At 72.5% G+C, this 16701-nt stretch carries 12 protein-coding genes; 8 read left to right on the top strand and 4 right to left on the bottom strand.

The features are described 5' to 3' along the window. Window positions 1-32: 32 nt before the first annotated feature. From OHA19_RS07385 to OHA19_RS07355, 7 genes are all read left to right on the top strand, one after another. Window positions 33-866 carry a M55 family metallopeptidase gene (locus tag OHA19_RS07385; protein ID WP_405718454.1) on the top strand — a complete coding sequence of 278 codons (834 nt, stop codon included), beginning with the start codon at window positions 33-35 and terminating at the stop codon, window positions 864-866. Beyond that, a complete protein-coding gene (locus OHA19_RS07380) occupies window positions 859-2202 on the top strand; it encodes a M20/M25/M40 family metallo-hydrolase (protein ID WP_405718457.1) in 1344 nt (447 codons plus the stop codon). Before OHA19_RS07385 ends, OHA19_RS07380 begins: the two co-directional genes overlap by 8 nt. Window positions 2203-2223: 21 nt before the next feature. Then, a complete protein-coding gene (locus tag OHA19_RS07375; protein WP_405718460.1) occupies window positions 2224-4203 on the top strand; it encodes a prolyl oligopeptidase family serine peptidase in 1980 nt (659 codons plus the stop codon). Then, window positions 4200-5144 (top strand): LD-carboxypeptidase, encoded by a 945-nt coding sequence (locus OHA19_RS07370; RefSeq protein WP_405749721.1) that lies wholly within the window; start codon window positions 4200-4202, stop codon window positions 5142-5144. Before OHA19_RS07375 ends, OHA19_RS07370 begins: the two co-directional genes overlap by 4 nt. Window positions 5145-5271: 127 nt before the next feature. After that, a complete protein-coding gene (locus OHA19_RS07365; RefSeq protein ID WP_405718465.1) occupies window positions 5272-7101 on the top strand; it encodes a CocE/NonD family hydrolase in 1830 nt (609 codons plus the stop codon). Then, the gene (locus OHA19_RS07360) at window positions 7098-7439 is read left to right on the top strand and encodes a hypothetical protein (protein ID WP_405718467.1); all 342 of its coding nucleotides are present in this window, start codon (window positions 7098-7100) and stop codon (window positions 7437-7439) included. The genes OHA19_RS07365 and OHA19_RS07360 overlap by 4 nt, the downstream gene beginning before the upstream one ends. 9 nt (window positions 7440-7448) lie before the next feature. Continuing rightward, the gene (locus tag OHA19_RS07355; RefSeq protein ID WP_405718470.1) at window positions 7449-8012 is read left to right on the top strand and encodes a GNAT family N-acetyltransferase; all 564 of its coding nucleotides are present in this window, start codon (window positions 7449-7451) and stop codon (window positions 8010-8012) included. Here the strand turns inward: OHA19_RS07355 and OHA19_RS07350 are convergent. Continuing rightward, entirely contained in the window at window positions 7981-8310 is a 330-nt protein-coding gene (locus tag OHA19_RS07350; protein ID WP_405718473.1) for a hypothetical protein, read from the bottom strand. The genes OHA19_RS07355 and OHA19_RS07350 overlap by 32 nt on opposite strands. Before the next feature lie 331 nt (window positions 8311-8641). Here OHA19_RS07350 and asnB point away from each other — a divergent pair, with 331 nt between their 5' ends. Further along, window positions 8642-10489, top strand: coding sequence for an asparagine synthase (glutamine-hydrolyzing) (asnB, locus tag OHA19_RS07345; protein ID WP_405718475.1), 1848 nt, complete (start codon window positions 8642-8644; stop codon window positions 10487-10489). A 21-nt stretch (window positions 10490-10510) separates the two neighbouring features. Here the strand turns inward: asnB and OHA19_RS07340 are convergent, their stop codons facing one another. The 3 genes from OHA19_RS07340 to OHA19_RS07330 are packed head-to-tail and all read right to left on the bottom strand — an operon-like array spanning window position 10511 to window position 16499. Beyond that, the gene (locus OHA19_RS07340; protein ID WP_405718478.1) at window positions 10511-12658 is read right to left on the bottom strand and encodes an ATP-binding protein; all 2148 of its coding nucleotides are present in this window, start codon (window positions 12656-12658) and stop codon (window positions 10511-10513) included. After that, window positions 12655-13362, bottom strand: coding sequence for a DUF4255 domain-containing protein (locus OHA19_RS07335; RefSeq protein ID WP_405718481.1), 708 nt, complete (start codon window positions 13360-13362; stop codon window positions 12655-12657). The genes OHA19_RS07340 and OHA19_RS07335 overlap by 4 nt, the downstream gene beginning before the upstream one ends. Continuing rightward, a complete protein-coding gene (locus tag OHA19_RS07330; RefSeq protein WP_405718483.1) occupies window positions 13359-16499 on the bottom strand; it encodes a hypothetical protein in 3141 nt (1046 codons plus the stop codon). Before OHA19_RS07330 ends, OHA19_RS07335 begins: the two co-directional genes overlap by 4 nt. Between the last annotated feature and the right edge of the window lie 202 nt (window positions 16500-16701).

The raw sequence follows: 16701 nt of genomic DNA, 5'->3' as shown, positions 1-16701 counted from the left end.
TGGCGGTTCCTTGGCGCGTAGCGTGACTCGGCATGAAGATCCTCATCAGCGCGGACATGGAAGGCGCCACCGGTGTGACCTGGCCGGGCGATGTGCTGCCGGGCACTCCTCAATGGGAGCGGTGCCGTTCCATGTTCACCTCCGACGTGAACGCGGCGGCACTCGGCTTCTACGACGGCGGCGCCGACGAGGTCCTCGTCAACGAGGCCCATTGGTCCATGCGCAACCTCCTGCTGGAGCGGCTCGACGACCGGGTCCAGATGCTCACCGGCCGGCACAAGTCCCTCTCCATGGTCGAGGGCGTCCAGCACGGTGACGTCGACGCCATCGCCTTCGTGGGCTACCACACCGGCGCCGGCGCGGAGGGGGTCCTCGCCCACACCTATCTGGCGAACTCCATCACCGGGGTCTGGCTCAACGGAGCCCGCGCGAGCGAGGGACTGCTGAACGCGCACGTCGTGGCCGAGTACGGCGTGCCCGTCGTCCTCGTCACCGGCGACGACCTGACCTGCGTGGACGCCGAGGGCTACGCGCCCCGGGCCCGCAAGGTCGCCGTCAAGGACTACGTGTCGCGGTACGCGGCGGTCTGCCGCACCCCGGCCCGTACCGCCGCCGACATCCGTGCCGCGGCGAAGGACGCCACCGCGCTCGCCGTGCGGCACACACCGGTGGAGGGTGGACCCTTCACCGTGGAGCTGGAGTTCGACGCCGAGCACCTGGCCCAGGCGGCCACCGTCGTCCCCGGCGTGGCACCCGGCGGCGAACGGCGCGTCGCCTACACCAGCGCGACGATGTACGAAGGAATCCGCACGTTCAAGGCGGTGACGACGATCGTGTCGTCCGCCGTGGAGGAGCAGTATGGCTGAGGCGACCGGTCCCCGGGAGAGCGTCGACCAGCAGGCACTCGACGAATCGGTGGTGTTCACCTCCGAGCTGATCCGGATCGACACCACCAACCGCGGCGGCGGCGACTGCCGGGAGCGCCCGGCCGCCGAGTACGTCGCCGAACGGCTGGCCGCCGCCGGTCTTGAGCCCACCCTGCTGGAGCGCACCCCCGGACGCACCAATGTGGTCGCCCGGATCGCCGGCACCGACCCGTCCGCCGACGCCCTGCTGGTCCACGGCCACCTCGACGTGGTCCCGGCCGAGGCGGCCGACTGGACCGTGCACCCCTTCTCCGGCGAGGTCCGCGACGGAGTCGTCTGGGGACGCGGCGCCATCGACATGAAGAACATGGACGCGATGGTCCTGGCCGTCGTACGCGCCTGGGCGCGGGCCGGCGTCCGGCCCCGCCGCGACATCGTGATCGCGTACACCGCCGACGAGGAGGCGAGCGCGGAGGACGGCTCCGGCTTCCTCGCCGACCGGCACGCCGGGCTCTTCGAGGGCTGCACGGAGGGCATCAGCGAATCCGGCGCCTTCACCTTCCACGCCGGACCCGGCCTGCCGCTCTACCCGATCGCCGCCGGTGAACGCGGCACCGCCTGGCTGAAGCTCACCGCACACGGCAAGGCCGGGCACGGCTCCAAGGTCAACAGGAACAACGCGGTCAGCTCGCTCGCCGCCGCCGTGGCCCGGATCGGCAAGCACGAATGGCCCGTCAGGCTCACCCCGACGGTCCGCGCCGCGCTCACCGAGATCGCCGCGCTGCACGGCATCAGCCCTGACCTCGACGCCCCGGACTTCAACGTCGACGAGCTGCTCGGCAAGCTCGGCCCCGCCGCCGACCTGGTCGCGCCGACCGTCCGCAACAGCTCCAACCCCACCATGCTGGAGGCCGGGTACAAGGTCAATGTGATCCCGGCCCACGCCACCGCCTTCGTGGACGGCCGGATGGTGCCCGGCGGCGAGGACGAGTTCCACGCCACCCTGGACCGGCTGACCGGCCCCGACGTCGACTGGGAGTTCCACCACCGCGAGGTCCCGCTCCAGGCCCCCGTCGACTCGCCGACCTTCGCCAAGCTGCGCGCCGCGATCGAACGCTTCGACCCGGCCGGCCACGCCGTCCCGTACTGCATGTCGGGCGGCACGGACGCCAAGCAGTTCTCCCGGCTCGGCATCACCGGCTACGGCTTCTCACCGCTGAAGCTGCCCGTCGGCTTCGACTACCAGGCGCTGTTCCACGGCGTCGACGAACGCGTCCCCGTCGAGGCCCTGCACTTCGGCGTCCGGGTCCTCGACCACTACCTGCGTACTGCCTGACCGCTACAGGGGGAATCGATCATGCTGCCCACCGGGGCTCACGGAACCTGGCCGTCGCCGATCGACGCCGCGCTCGCCGCCTCCCACGACGGACGCCCGGAGTGCGTCGGCACCGTCGGCGACGAGGTGTGGTGGACGGAGCCGCGCCCGGCCGAGGGAGGCCGCCGCGCGCTGGTCCGCCGCCGGGCGGACGGGAACACCGACAGCGTGCTGCCCGCACCGTGGAACGTACGGACCCGGGTCGTCGAGTACGGCGGAGTGCCCTGGGCCGGGACCGCACGGACCGAGGGCGGCCCGCTGATCGTCTTCGTCCACTTCGCCGACCAGCGGCTCTACGCCTACGCCCCCGACGGGCCCGGCGAACCCGTGCCGCTCACCCCGGCCACGGCCACCGGCGGCGGACTGCGCTGGGCCGACCCGCAGCTCCACCCCGACCGGGGCGAAGTGTGGTGCGTCCTGGAGGAGTTCACCGGCGAGAGCCCCACCGAGCTGCGCCGGGTGATCGCAGCCGTACCCCTGGACGGCTCGGCCGCCGACGACCGTACCGCGGTACGTGAACTCACCGACGACAGCAGCCGGTTCGTCACCGGGCCGAAGCTCTCGCCCGACGGGCGGCAGGCGGCCTGGATCGCCTGGGACCATCCCCGGATGCCGTGGGACGGCACCGAGGTGATGATCGCGGACGTCGCCGAGGACGGCACCTTCCACCACCCCCGGTCCTTCGCCGGCGGCCCCGAGGAATCGGTGCCGCAGATCGAGTGGGGCGCCGACGGGCAACTGCTCCTCGCCAGTGACCACAGCGGCTGGTGGAACCTCTACCGGGCCGATCCGGACCGGGGCATGGTCGCGCTCTGCCCCCGCGAGCAGGAGTTCGCCGGACCGCTCTGGAAGGTCGGGCTCAGCTGGTTCCGGCCGTTGGACAACGGGCTGATCGCCACCATCCACGGCAAGGGCACCACCACGCTCGGCGTCCTCGACCCGCAGACCGGCGAACTGGCCGATGTCGCCGGCCCCTGGACCGAATGGGCCGAGACGCTCGCCGTGCACGGCAGCCGGGTCGTCGGCGTCGCGGCGAGCCCGTACAGCGCGTTCGAGGTGGTGGAGCTGGACACCACGACCGGCCGCACCCGCGTCATCGGGGCACCGCACCGGGACGCCGTCGACCCCGCGTACTACCCGCGCCCCGAGGACCGCACCTTCACCGGGCCCGACGGACGCGAGATCCACGCCCACATCTACCCGCCGCGCAACCCCGACCGGACCGGCCCCGAGGGCGAGCGGCCGCCCTACGTGGTCTGGGCACACGGCGGCCCCACCAGCCACGCCGCACTCGTACTCGACCTGGAGATCGCCTACTTCACCTCGCGCGGCATCGGCGTCGCCGAGGTCAACTACGGCGGCTCCACCGGCTACGGCAGGGCCTACCGCAACCGGCTGCGCGAGCAGTGGGGTGTCGTCGACGTCGAGGACTGCGCGGCCGTCGCCTCGGCGCTGGCCGACGAGGGCACGGCCGACCGGCGGCGGCTCGCCATCCGGGGCGGCAGCGCCGGCGGCTGGACCACCGCGGCCTCACTGACCGGCACCGACGTCTACGCCTGCGGGACGATCATCTACCCCATCCTCGATCTGACCGGCTGGGGAACGGACGAGACCCACGACCTCGAGTCGCGGTACCTGGAGTCCCTGGTGGGCCCGCTCGCCGAGGTCCCGGAGCGCTACCGCGAACGCTCGCCGGTCAGCCGCGTCGACCGGCTGACCTCCCCCTTCCTGCTGCTCCAGGGGCTGGACGACCCGGTCTGCCCGCCCGTCCAGTGCGAGCGGTTCCTGAGCGCGCTCGACGGACGTGGTGTCCCGCACGCCTACCTCACCTTCGAGGGCGAGGGACACGGGTTCCGGCGCGCCGACACCATGATCCGCGCGCTGGAGGCCGAACTCTCCCTGTACGCACAGACCTTCGGGATCGACCGGACCGACGTACCGCGGCTGGAGCTGAAGAAGTGACCCTCGCACCGCTGACCCGCCCGGCCCGGCTGCGCGAGGGGGCCAGGGTCGCCGTCGTGTCACCGAGCGGGCCGGTGCCCGCCGACCGCCTCGAAGCGGGCCTGGACATCCTGCGCGGTTGGGGCCTGGAACCCGTCGTGGCACCGCATGCCCGCGACGTCCACCCGGAGCTGGACTACCTCGGCGGCACGGACGGGGCGAGGGCCAGGGACCTTCAGGAGGCCTGGTGCGACCCGGCCGTGGACGCGGTGATCTGCGCCCGGGGCGGGTACGGCGTGCACCGGATGGTCGATCTGGTCGACTGGGCGGCGATGCGCGCGGCCGGGCCGAAGGTGTTCGTCGGCTACAGCGACATCACCGTGCTCCACGAGGCGTTCGCGCAGCGCATGGGGCTCGTCACCCTGCACGGTCCGATGGCCGGCACCGAGACCTTCCTCAAGGACCCGGACACCCAGGAGTCCCTGCGGGCCACCCTGTTCGAGCCCGAATCGGTACGGAGCCTCGGCCTGCCCACGGCGCGGGCGCTGGTCCCCGGCAGGGCCCGCGGGGTCACCTACGGCGGGTGTGTGAGCCTGCTCGCCGCCGACCTCGGCACACCGCACGCCCGGACCTCGGCCCTGGGCGGGCTGCTGGTGATCGAGGACACCACCGAGGACCCGTACAGCATCGACCGCATCCTCACCCAACTGCTGCGGTCCGGTGCGCTCGACGGCGTGGTTGGGGTGGCCTGCGGCTCCTGGGCGGGCTGCGGTCCGTACGAGAAGGTCCGGGCGGTGCTCGCCGACCGGCTCGGCCCGCTGGGCGTACCCGTCGTCGAGGAACTGGGCTTCGGACACGGACCGACGGCGCTCACTATCCCGCTCGGCGTGCCCGCCGTGCTGGACGCCCCGGCCGACGGTGGCCCCGCCACCCTGACGGTCGAGGTGCCCGCACTGCTCTGAACGGGCCGGAGCGGCAAAGAAGTTGAGCAGTGTTCACGAAACGCCCCGTCGGGCGTTGACATCACTATGACACGTGTCACAGCATGAGCGCGGTCCATTACTTACCGGTTGGTAAGTCGCCCTCGGTGTGGAGGTCTTCGTGTCGCGTGCTGTTTCCCGCCCCCGGTCCGGGTACCGGACGCTCACCCGGAAGTCGGCAGCGTACGTGGCCGGAGCCGCGCTCGCCGCACCGCTGGTCCTCACCGGTGCGGCGCGCGCGAGTGCGGCCGAACCGCCCCAGCACACCGTCACCCCGCTGAAGTTCACCATCCAGGCGGGCGGCCGTTCCTGCACCGTCGACGCCGATCTGTACCGCCCCGCCGGGGTCGACGCGCAGCATCCGGCCCCCGCCGTGCTCGCCACCAACGGCTTCGGCGGCAGCAAGTCGGACGGCAGCACCGACGCCATCGGCAAGGCCTTCGCCTCCCGCGGCTATGTCGGCCTGGTCTACTCCGGCCTCGGCTTCGGCAAGTCGGGCTGCCTCATCACCCTCGACGACCCGGCCATCGACGGCCGGGCGGCCGCCGGGCTCATCGACTTCCTCGCCGGGACCCGCGCCGCCGACGACGGCACGAAGGCGGACTACGTCACCGGGGACGGCAAGGGCGACCCCCGGGTCGGCATGATCGGCGGCTCGTACGGCGGCGCCATCCAGATGGCCACTGCGGCCGTCGACCGGCGCGTGGACGCCCTCGTACCGCTGATCACCTGGAACGACCTCGCGTACGCGCTCGCCCCGAACAACGCCGGTACCCGCGAGGGCGTCTCGTCCGACACCGCCGGGGTCTTCAAATGGCAGTGGACCAACGGCTTCTACCTCATGGGGGAGGGGCAGACGATCCTCAACGCGAGCCTCGACCCGTCCCGGTTCAACAACCTCACCTGCCTGCACTTCGCCTCCCGGGCCTGCGAAACCATCCGGCTGCTCAACTCCGGCCGCTACCCGGCCGACCGGACCGCCGAGATGCTCGAATACGCCCGCAGCGTCTCGCCCGTCGACTACCTCGGCAAGGTCAAGGCGCCCACGCTGCTCGTCCAGGGCCAGGCCGACAGCCTGTTCAACCTGAACGAGGCCACCGCCACGTACGAGACCCTGAAGGCGCAGGGCACCACGGCCAAGATGATCTGGCAGGCCTGGGGCCACAACGGCGGGCAGGTGCCCGGCGAACTCGACCTGGGCAAGGGCAATCTGGAGACCAGCTACGTGGGGCAGCGCGTCCTCGCCTGGTTCGACCGCTACCTCCAGCACCGGCAGAACACCGACACCGGGCCCGACTTCGCCTACTACCGCGACTGGCGCAGCGGATACGGCACCGCGGACTCCGTGCCTGCTCTCTCGCAGAAGGTGTACCTGTCCGGCGACGGCAAGCTCGTCGACAACCGGTCCAAGGTCGCCCGGGGCAGCCGCCAGTACGCCAACTGGCTCATCCCCACCAGCCATTCGGAGAACTCGCTCGCCGGACTCCTCGGGCTGCCCGACCCCAAGCCCTATGACACCAAGGGCACCTACCTCGGCTGGACCAGCGCCCCGCTGACCTCGCCCCTCGATGTCGTCGGCGCCCCGAAGGCCACCCTGAAGGTCGTCTCGCCGAAGACGGAGCGGGTCCAGAACAGCGGTGACGCCGCAGACAAGCTCGTCCTGTTCGCCAAGGTCTACGACGTCGCCCCGGGCGGCGGCAGGACGCTCGTGAACCGGCTGGTCTCCCCGGTACGGGTGCCGGACGTCACCCGCCCGTTCACCGTGCAGCTGCCGGGCGTCGTCCACCGGTACGAAGCGGGCCACCGGCTCGAATTCGTGATCGCGGCGAGCGACAGCGCCTACTCGGGCAACCGGGGGATCAAGCCGGTCACGCTGGTCAGCGCCCCCCAGGACACCGGTGTGCTGGAGCTTCCGGTGGTCGGCGGCCGGCTGAAGTGACGTGGACCGGTCGGGTTCAGGCGGGCCCGGCCCGTCCGGACCGGCACTGCGACATCAGCCGCGACGGACGCCGGGCCGTCGTCGACACGACCGGCCCCTTCGACGCTCCGGGCCGGGGCTGGCAGGACGCGGGACAGGTTTCCGACGTGGTGCTCGTCGACATGGCCACCGGCGCCCGGACACCCCTGGCGCGGACGGAGGCCGACCGGCACCCGAGGCACCCGCACCCGGTATTCACGCCCGACGGCACCGCTGTCCTGTACAACCACGGCGATCCGTCGACCGGCGAGGTCGCGGTGGCCCGGGTTCCGCTGCCCCGGGAGGATTCCAGCCCTTAGGCTCGCCGTATGTCCGAGAACCACAATCTGGCCGAGGGGCGCCGGGTGGCGATCCGCGCCTACACCCCGGCCGACGCCGAGGAGTTCACCACCCGGACGCGGGAGAGCCGGGACATGCACAGCCCCTGGCTCTTCCCGCCCGACGACCCGCGCGCGTATGCCGCCTACGCGGGGCGGCTGATCGACGACCCCACGAAGGCGGGCTTCCTGGTCTGCGAACACGGTGGCGGCAGCGGGGCCGCCGGTGGGATCGCGGGGTTCATCAACATCAACAACATCGTCATCGGCGCGTTCCGCTGCGGCGCGCTCGGATACGGGGCCTTCGCCCACGCGGCCGGACGCGGTCTGATGGGCGAAGGGCTCGGCCTCGTCATGCGGTACGCCTTCGGGCAGCTCGGGCTGCACCGTCTCGAAGCCAACATCCAGCCCGGCAACGAGGGCTCGCTCGCCCTCGTCCGGCGGGCCGGGTTCCGTCTCGAAGGTCTCTCGCCGGACTTCCTCTTCATCGACGGATCCTGGCGCGACCACGAACGGTGGGCCATCACGGCCGAGATGGCCGACGAGAAGTCCTGAGCGCGCCGGGTGCCGGCCAGGCCCCGTCCACCGTCGTGGAGACGATGGCGCCGGCTTCCGGCCCGGCCTGCACGACCGTTCTTCCGTCCTGCGCCCAGACCCCCGAGCCGCCCGATGTCCGGTCGTACGTCCCACTCGGGCCCGCCGAGGTGGCCGGCACCGCCCATACCCCGTGGGTGAGCGACGCCCGGCTCATGTGCCCGTCGCGGCGGGCGGCCTGTGCGGGCCCGGGTCCGAAGAGGGGGCTCGCCACATAGGCGTCGATGCCCGGCGCGGCCGTGTCGGCTGCTGCCCGCACGGGTCCACTCCACCGGCCGACCCCGGGTTGGGCAAGTCTTTGCCGATGGCCGATTCGGGATGCCCGCCGGGCCCACGAGCCGTTCCCCGCATGGGTTCCGGAGCATGGCTCTCCGTACAGGAAGCGGAAAATCGCGGCCGAAAGTATGGGGGCGCGCCGCCGTCCGGGTAACGACCGTGTTGACCGTACGCAATCCCAGGCAGACGCTCGTCATATAGCTGCTAGATGCAACTGGTTCTGCCGGGCTTCGCCTTCGGCACGCCGTCCGGAGTGCGCGGGCGGCACCGTGCGTACGAGGCTCTCCCGGGCGGACCGGATCGGGAGGACGCACATGTGTGGCATCACCGGCTGGGTCTCCTTCGACCGTGACCTACGGGCGGCGGAGGCGGCCGCGACGCTGGACGCGATGACGCAGACCATGGCCTGCCGGGGCCCCGACGACCGGGGGACCTGGACCGTCGCCCACGCCTCACTCGGACACCGGCGGCTCGCGATCATCGACCTCCCCGGCGGACGCCAGCCGATGACCGTCGACACGCCGGAGGGAGCGGTCGCCCTCGTCTACTCCGGCGAGGCCTACAACTTCACCGAGCTGCGCGGCGAACTGACCGCCCGCGGGCACCGGTTCACCACCGACTCGGACACCGAGGTCGTGCTGCGCGGCTACCTGGAGTGGGGCGAGGCCCTCGCCGAGCGGCTCAACGGCATGTACGCCTTCGCGCTCTGGGACGGCCGCCACGACCGGCTCGTCATGATCCGCGACCGGATGGGTGTCAAGCCCTTCTACTACTGGCCCACCTCCGACGGTGTGCTCTTCGGCTCGGAGCCCAAGGCTGTCCTCGCCAACCCGCTGGCCAGGCCCCGGGTGACGCTCGACGGGCTGCGGGAGCTCTTCAGCGTCGTCAAGACCCCGGGCCACGCCGTATGGGACGGCATGCACGAGGTGGAGCCCGGCACGGTCGTCACCGTGGACCGCGGCGGCCTGCGCCGGCACGTCTACTGGCGGCTGGAGACCCGACCGCACACCGACGACCGGGACACCACGATCGCCACCGTACGGTCACTGCTCGACGACATCGTCCGCCGGCAGCTGGTCTCCGACGTGCCCCGCTGCATCCTGCTCTCCGGTGGACTCGACTCCTCGGCCGTCACCGCGCTCTCCGCCCGGCAGCTCGCCGAGAGCGGTGAGAAGGTCCGCACCTTCGCCGTCGACTTCGTGGGACGCACCGAGAACTTCATCGCCGACGAGCTGCGCACCACCCCCGACACCCCGTTCGTGCACGACGTGGCCCAGCAGTCGGGCACCCTGCACCGGGACATCGTGCTCGACCCCGAGACCCTCGCCGACCCGGAGGTACGGGCCCGGATGATCCGGGCCCGGGACCTGCCCATGGGCTTCGGTGACATGGACGCCTCGCTCTATCTGCTCTTCCGGGCCATCCGTGAACACTCGACCGTCGCACTGTCCGGCGAGTCCGCCGACGAGGTCTTCGGCGGCTACCTCCAGTTCTTCGACGAGCGGGCCCGCAGCGCCGACACCTTTCCCTGGCTGGTACGGATGGCCGAGCACTTCGGCGAGGACTCGGACGTGCTGAGGGAGGACCTCGGCCGGGCCCTCGACCTGGAGGGCTACGTCCGCCGGAGTTACGAGGCCGCCGTCGCCGGCATCGAATGGCTCGCCGGTGAGAGCGACTTCGAGTACCGGATGCGCAGGATCTGCCACCTCCACCTGACCCGGTTCGTGCGCGTGCTGCTCGACCGCAAGGACCGGGCGAGCATGGCGGTCGGCCTGGAGGTCCGGGTGCCGTTCTGCGACCACCGGCTCGTCGAGTACGTCTACAACGCGCCCTGGGCCCTCAAGTCCTTCGACGGCAGGGAGAAGAGCCTGCTGCGCGAGGCCACCGCCGATGTGCTGCCCCGGTCCGTGTACGACCGGACCAAGAGCCCCTACCCGTCGACCCAGGACCCCAAGTACGCCATGGCCCTGCAGGGGTACGCCCGTGAACTGCTCGCCCGTCCGGACCACCGGGTGTTCGAACTCGTCGACCGCGACCGGCTCCGCCGGGCGGCCGACCACCACGCGCCCCAGGTCACCTCGGCGTCCCGCCGCGGCCTGGAGCGCACCCTGGACCTCGCCACGTGGCTGGACCTGTACGACCCCGAACTGATCCTCGGCTGATCGGCCCGCCCCGGGCAGGCGCTATCCGCCGGCGCCTCCCCGCCCACGGTCCAGCCAGGCGCCGAACTCGCTCTCCCGGACCAGCCGGCCGAGCTTGCGGTACTCCTGGATCACGGCCGAGACGATCTGCTCCATGCCGATCGGACTCTCCGATTCCGCTGCCAGATAGGCGGCGGTCACCGCGCAGGCGCGGATGGACCCGCCGGCCAGCTCGAAGCGGCCCGCGCAGAACTCCAGATCGAGCCCGGCCCCGCGCGGGACCGCCGTCCCGAGGCAGCGGTCCCACAGGGCCAGCCGCTGCCGGGCGTCCGGCATAGGGAACTCCGCGATCACATCGAGGCGCCGGGTGAACGCCTCGTCGAGATTGCCGCGCAGATTGGTGGTGAGCACCGCGATCCCGTCGAAGGACTCCATCCGCTGGAGCAGATAGGCCGACTCCACGTTGGCATGCCGGTCGTGCGCGTCCTTGACCTGCGAGCGCTTCCCGAAAATGGCGTCCGCCTCGTCGAACAGCAGGATGCCGTTGACGTCGGAAGCCTCGACGAAGATCCGTTCCAGGTTCTTCTCGGTCTCACCGACGTACTTGTCCACCACCGTCGACAGATCCACGACATAGAGCTCCATGCCGAGCTCCGACGCCACCACCTCGGCGGACATGGTCTTGCCGGTGCCGGACTCACCCGCGAACAACGCGATGATGCCGCGCCCCCGGCCGCCCCCCGGCCGCATCCGCCACTGACCGAGCACCTGCTCGCGGTGGCGGGCGCGCAGGGCCAGTTCGGACAGCTCGCGGCGGGTCGCGGCGGGCAGTACGAGGTCGTCCCAGCCGACCGCCGGCTCGATGCGACGGGCGAGCCGTTCGAGTCCCGCACCGTTCTGTGCCCGGACCGCGGCGCGCAGGTCCCGCACGTCCACCGGGCGGTCCTCCAGCACAGCCAGCCGGGAGGCCACCGTCGCGGCCTTGCGCACCTGCTCGGAGTCGAGCCGGTACGAGGCGGTGGCCTCGATGAGATCCTCGTCGGCCGCCCCGCCCCCGGCGGGCAGCCCGACGGACGTGCCGGCCTCCGTGAGTGCCTGCCGCCACCGCCGCGCGAGGCCCGCGGGGCCGGGGGAGTGGACCTGGACCGGGACCGGACTCTCCCCGGCCCACAGGGGGTCCCAGCTCTTCTTCCCGTACGCGACCAGCGGAGCACCGCCGACCGCCGCGCACAGGCCCCCCAGCAGCCGGGCCCGCTCGGGGCGTTCGGGGGCGAGCGCTTCGAGCGGCCCGAGGACGATCCCGCCGTTGCCCAGCCGGGCCTCGGCCGCCAACGTCCGTACGGCTTCCGCCGCTTCGGGAAGGGCGGCGAGCTCCGCGATGTCGACCACCAGGGGACGGCGCCCTGCGGCGAGCAGCGCCTCGACCGCCAGCCGGCCGGGGTCGCCGCCCCGGTCGAGCAGATGCACCAGACCGCTGCCCGTGCCCAGCGCCGCCGCGACCCGCAGGACCTCCGGTCCGGTGTCCGCCCCGGTACCGGGGCCTTCGCCGGGGCCGACCGCGCGGACCAGGCCGCGCAGCCTTCCGTCGATCTCGTCGTCGCCGAGCAGATACGCGCTGATCCGGTCCGGCACCCGCAGCACCCGCGAGAGCAGCGGGCGGTCGGCATCGCGGATCTCCAGCAGCCCGCCGGTGACCAGCGGTGCGGACGGCGAGAAGCGGAAGCGGCCGGAGCTCGCGGCGGGCAGTCCGCAGAGTTCGAGCGCCAGGCCGATGGTGGGCCTGCGCCGGGTGAGGTCGTCGTTGAGGTATCCGTAGAGCTGCTCGAACCGGCTGTCGATGTCCGGGGCCAGTGCGACAAGCAGGAGGTCCACGTCCAGCTCCACCAGGCCGAAGCTCTCGGCGAGCCGCCGGATCCGGCTCCCGGGCGGGGACTGCGGAGACGGCCCGGAGCCGTACTCCGGTACGGGCGCGAACGCGTCGCGGGCCGCCGCGATCCGCCCGGCCGCCTCGGGGGTGAGGTACTGCCCCCGGTACGGATCGTCCGGCTGCGGGTCGGCGGCCCGCCGGACGGCCACGGCGTTCCTGACCCGCTTCTCGACGTGGACCAGCCGCTCCCAGAGGTCCTCGATCGCCGCCGTCGGGGCGTCGGCCGGTTCGCGGACGGCACGGGTGCCCTGTGCCGTGGTCACCGGGCCGCGCCTCCGCGCCTGCGCCGACCGGGCGGCAACTGCCGTTGTCGCTGCGCCGCGAAGCCTTCCTGACCGCCGGGGTCGGACGCCCCGTCGTATCGCAGCCGGCGTCCCGGTTCCGCACCTTCGCCGTCCCGGCCGGGCGTGCTCCGCACCACCAGCCCCTCGGTGACCGGCGGTCCCGCGGACGTGCGTTCACCGGCCAGCGGCGCCCACACCCGCAGGTCGATCGCGGCCTTGAGCTCACCGCCGAGCGCCGACCAGACGTCCGAGGCGGACGGACCGTCGATGCCCGGACCCGCCGCCTCGATCTCCACGGTCAGCCCCAGCTCGGCGAGGCTGCCGGTGTGCATATGGGCGGGCAGCGCGTCCGACCGCACGAGGCAGCGCAACGCCTCGGAGAGCAGCCGGTGTTCGTCCTGCGGGTGATTGGTCCAGGCGGTCACCAGGTACGTCAGCTCGTACCAGCGGGGCGGGGTCCGCCGGCCGATCACGACCCCCTCGTCGTCGTGCTCCTCGGCCGCGCCGGTACGGCGGCGGCCCGCGTCCTCACGGATGCGATGCAGGAAGACGCTGATCGTGGGGGCGTTGCGCCGGGCGGACCAGTCCTTCGTCGGCGCGTCGAAGACCAGGTCGACGCCGCTCTCCTGGAGTCCGGCCTCGACCAGCAACAGCCGCAGCCCCTCGTCCACTTCGTGGATCATCGGCGCCCCACCTCGTCCGGCGGGACGATGGTCCCGGCCACCACCAGGAAGGGCGTGGTGACGGAGCCGAACCCCGGTCCCGAGGCGGTGATCGTGCGCGGCCCCGTCTGGTCCTTCGCCAGGATCAGCAGCTGCGCGATGAACGTACCGTCGCGGCGCGGGAAGGCGGGCGGCGCGGTCGCCGTGATCCCAGGTTTCCAAGTGAGCTTCACCGGTGCGCCGGGCGGGAAGTCCTTGCCCCGTACAGAGGTGACGAACCCCGGCTTGCCGACGGCGGGCACCGCGATGATCCGGGGCTGCAGGATGCGCAGCGGCTTCCTGGAGACGTTGTCGCGGGTGTCGGCGTCGGTGCCGGTCGTCGTCAGCGTTCCGGTGATGGTCGCCCGCAGCGCCCGGTCGGGCTTGAGGACGACACGGACGACCGTGGAGGCACGCGGTGCCAGGTCGGGCAGTGTGCACACACCGGCCGTGCAGCCCGGCGGCAGCGGACCCGCCGGGATCCGTGCGGGCAGCCCGAGCCTCAGCCGCAGGCCGGTGGCGAGCGCGTTGCGGCCGTTGCGCACGGTGTACGTCACCACCACCCGGCCGCCGACGTAGCCGGGGCTGGGCTGTGCCCGCACCGTGACGCCGGGCCCCGCCTCGGGCTCGGGCGGCTGGGGAGCCGGCGGCCGGGGCGGTGTGGGCGACGGGGTGGGGGTCGTGGGCGCGTCCTGGACCGGGACGACGGTCCCGGTGGCGTTGTCCGTGGGGTTCGGGTCGACCACGGCTCCGGTGACCGACCAGCCGATCCGCTGGTCCCCGCTCGTCACGCCGGTCAGCCGGGCGGTGACCTCGATGCTTTCCCCGGGCCGGAGCACGCCCAGGTCGCACTGGGGCGATGCGGCGGCGCAGGTACCGTCCGGGGTGGTGAGCTCCTCCAGGCGCACGCCGGGCGGGACGTCGGCGGTGAGCACGGTGCCGGGCGATGCGGCGGGGCCCCGGTCGGTGACGGTGACCGGCACCGTGACGGAGGAACCGACCTCCACCGAGGGGCCGGTGGGCGGCGCGGTCAGGGCCAGGTCGACCGACTGCTGGAAGGCGGGCTCCTTCTGCCGCCCGCCGAGCCGTTCGCCGAACGGCGTCAGGGTGCCGGAGGCGAGGTCGAGCATGGACAGCTGCTCCGGGGAGTTCGGCGCGACCTCCCTGCGCGAGCTCAGCACCAGCCGTTCCGCGTCCGGCGACCAGGCCACGTCGCGGGGCTGGAAGGGCCCGGTCAGCGTGGTGTCCGGGATCTCCTGATGGCAGGCGTCGGGGTTGTTCCGCTGGACGGACGGCAGTACGACCCGGCAGTCGTCGCCGCTCAGCGAGGTCACGACGACGCCGGAGCGCTCGTTGACCCGGCCGCCGCCGTCCTTGCGGTTGAAGGCGATCCTGCTCCCGTCGGGGGAGAAGGCGGGGCTGTCGTCGATCTTCTTGCATTCGCCGGGGCAGATGGTGACGCTGAGGTCCCGCTGCTGGTCGAGCGCCGCCACCGGCACCGTCCAGACGTGCTTGATGCCGCCCAGGCCCCGGATCACATGGTTGCGGGTGAATGCGAGAGTGGTGCCGTCCGACGACCAGGTCGGCTGCGCGTCACCGCCCGCCAACTGCCCCTCCGGCGGCACGATCCTGCCCGTGATTTCCCCCGTGGTGGCGTCCGCGATGAGAATGCTGCTCGGCCCCGCGGCCTCGCCGACCCCGCCGGGCGAGGTCCTGGTGAACGCCAGCTTGGTGCCGTCCGGCGAGAAGGTGGGGTCGGTGTCCCAGTCGCGGGGACCGCGTCCCGCGAGTGGCATCACCTTCTCGTTCTCGCCGTCCGCGTCGACCAGCCAGATCCGTTCGACCCGCTTCGTCGGCTCCCCCTCGAAGCGGGTCACGACGATGCGTCTGCCGTCCGGTGTGTAGTTCTGCCGCTCCGTCCACGGGTCGTAGTCCGCCGCCGGGTTGAACAGGGGGTCCTTGGCGGGGTCGGTGTTCTCATTGGCCGCCGGGTCCTCCTTCAGGATGGAGCGCCCGAGGTCCCGGGGGTCCGAACCGTCCTGCCTGACGTCCTGGAGCGTCACGTCGTTCGCCAGGAGAGGGGTCCGCCGGGCCACGACGACGGTCCCGGAGTCCATGGATCCGGTCCAGGTGGGCGATTCGACCGCCCGGTCCTCGCCGAGCCGCAGGCTCGGCTCGTTCCCGTCGAAGGCGGTCGTCCGGTAGACGTGGTCGTAGTCCTTGCACCCGCAGGTCGTGTCGGGGCTGAGGAAGACCAGGTCGTTCCCGTCCGGCAGCCAGGCGGCCGAGCGGGTGCGCCAGCCGGCCTGGACACCGGCCAGCAGGGGACGGTCGGTCCCGATCCCCTCGGTCACCCGGAGCCGGGGCCCGGTCTCCTCGTCCGCGGTGAGGGTGTACGCCACCCGGGCGCGGTGGGTGTCGTCGTCCACCGGGTTCCACGCCGGCTCGGTCGCGTCGCCGGCCGGGCCGTCACTGATCACCCGCGCCGCGCCGCCCGCCACGGCCATTTCGAATATCAGCCCGTTCCGCCCGGGACCGGAGTCGCAGGAGTACGCGATCCGTGAGCCGTCCGGGGAGAACGTCGGGGAGGTCTCGTTGTTGGGGGTGTCCGTCAGCCGCCGCAGGCCGGAGCCGTCGATCCCGACGGTCCACAGCTCACGCTGGACCACATCGCCCGGCCCCCGTTCCGCGGAGTCGAACACCACGGTCCGCCCGTCCGGGGAGAGTTCGGGATGTGCCGCGTCCCGGTCGGTGGTGAGTCTGCGCACCGCTCCGCCCGCGTCGCGCACGTACACCTGCGGCCGCACACTGTCGCGCAGGCTCGTGAAGACCACCACCTCACCGCGCGCGGAGGGATCCTGGTCGTAGTGGGCCGGTCCGGGGCCGAACAGCGGTGCGGTGGTGGCCGGGTCGGAGACCCGGCCGAGGCTGCGGTGTTCGGTACCGGCGTAGGTGATGCGTCCGGCATCCGCGGGGCTTTCGTCCGCCGCCGCCGCGATTCTCGGCGCACCCTGGGGGGCGGACGCGGAACCCGCCACCAGCAGCGGTGCCAACAGCACCACAGCGCCTGTCAGTCGGCCCAGCCGGGTATTCCTCGCCGGGCCAGCGGTGCCGGTCACGGCCCACCTCACAGTTCTGTCGATGACTCTCCACCACGAGCATCCCGCTCGCGCGGCGGCAAATACAGGTCCCGAGTACCCGGCCGGGGGGAAGGGACGGTTGCCCTTTGCGGCGCCTTCCTGCCCCGCCCGGCCGCTCCTGCCGCCGGAACCGGCGCGCCCCCGTGCGGCGACGTCGCCACGCCGTCCGCCCGGGAGCCCG

Source organism: Streptomyces sp. NBC_00012 (assembly GCF_045040875.1).
Taxonomy (GTDB): domain Bacteria; phylum Actinomycetota; class Actinomycetes; order Streptomycetales; family Streptomycetaceae; genus Streptomyces.
Note: the sequence above shows the minus strand (reverse complement) of the source record. Positions and strands in the feature narration are given on the sequence as shown.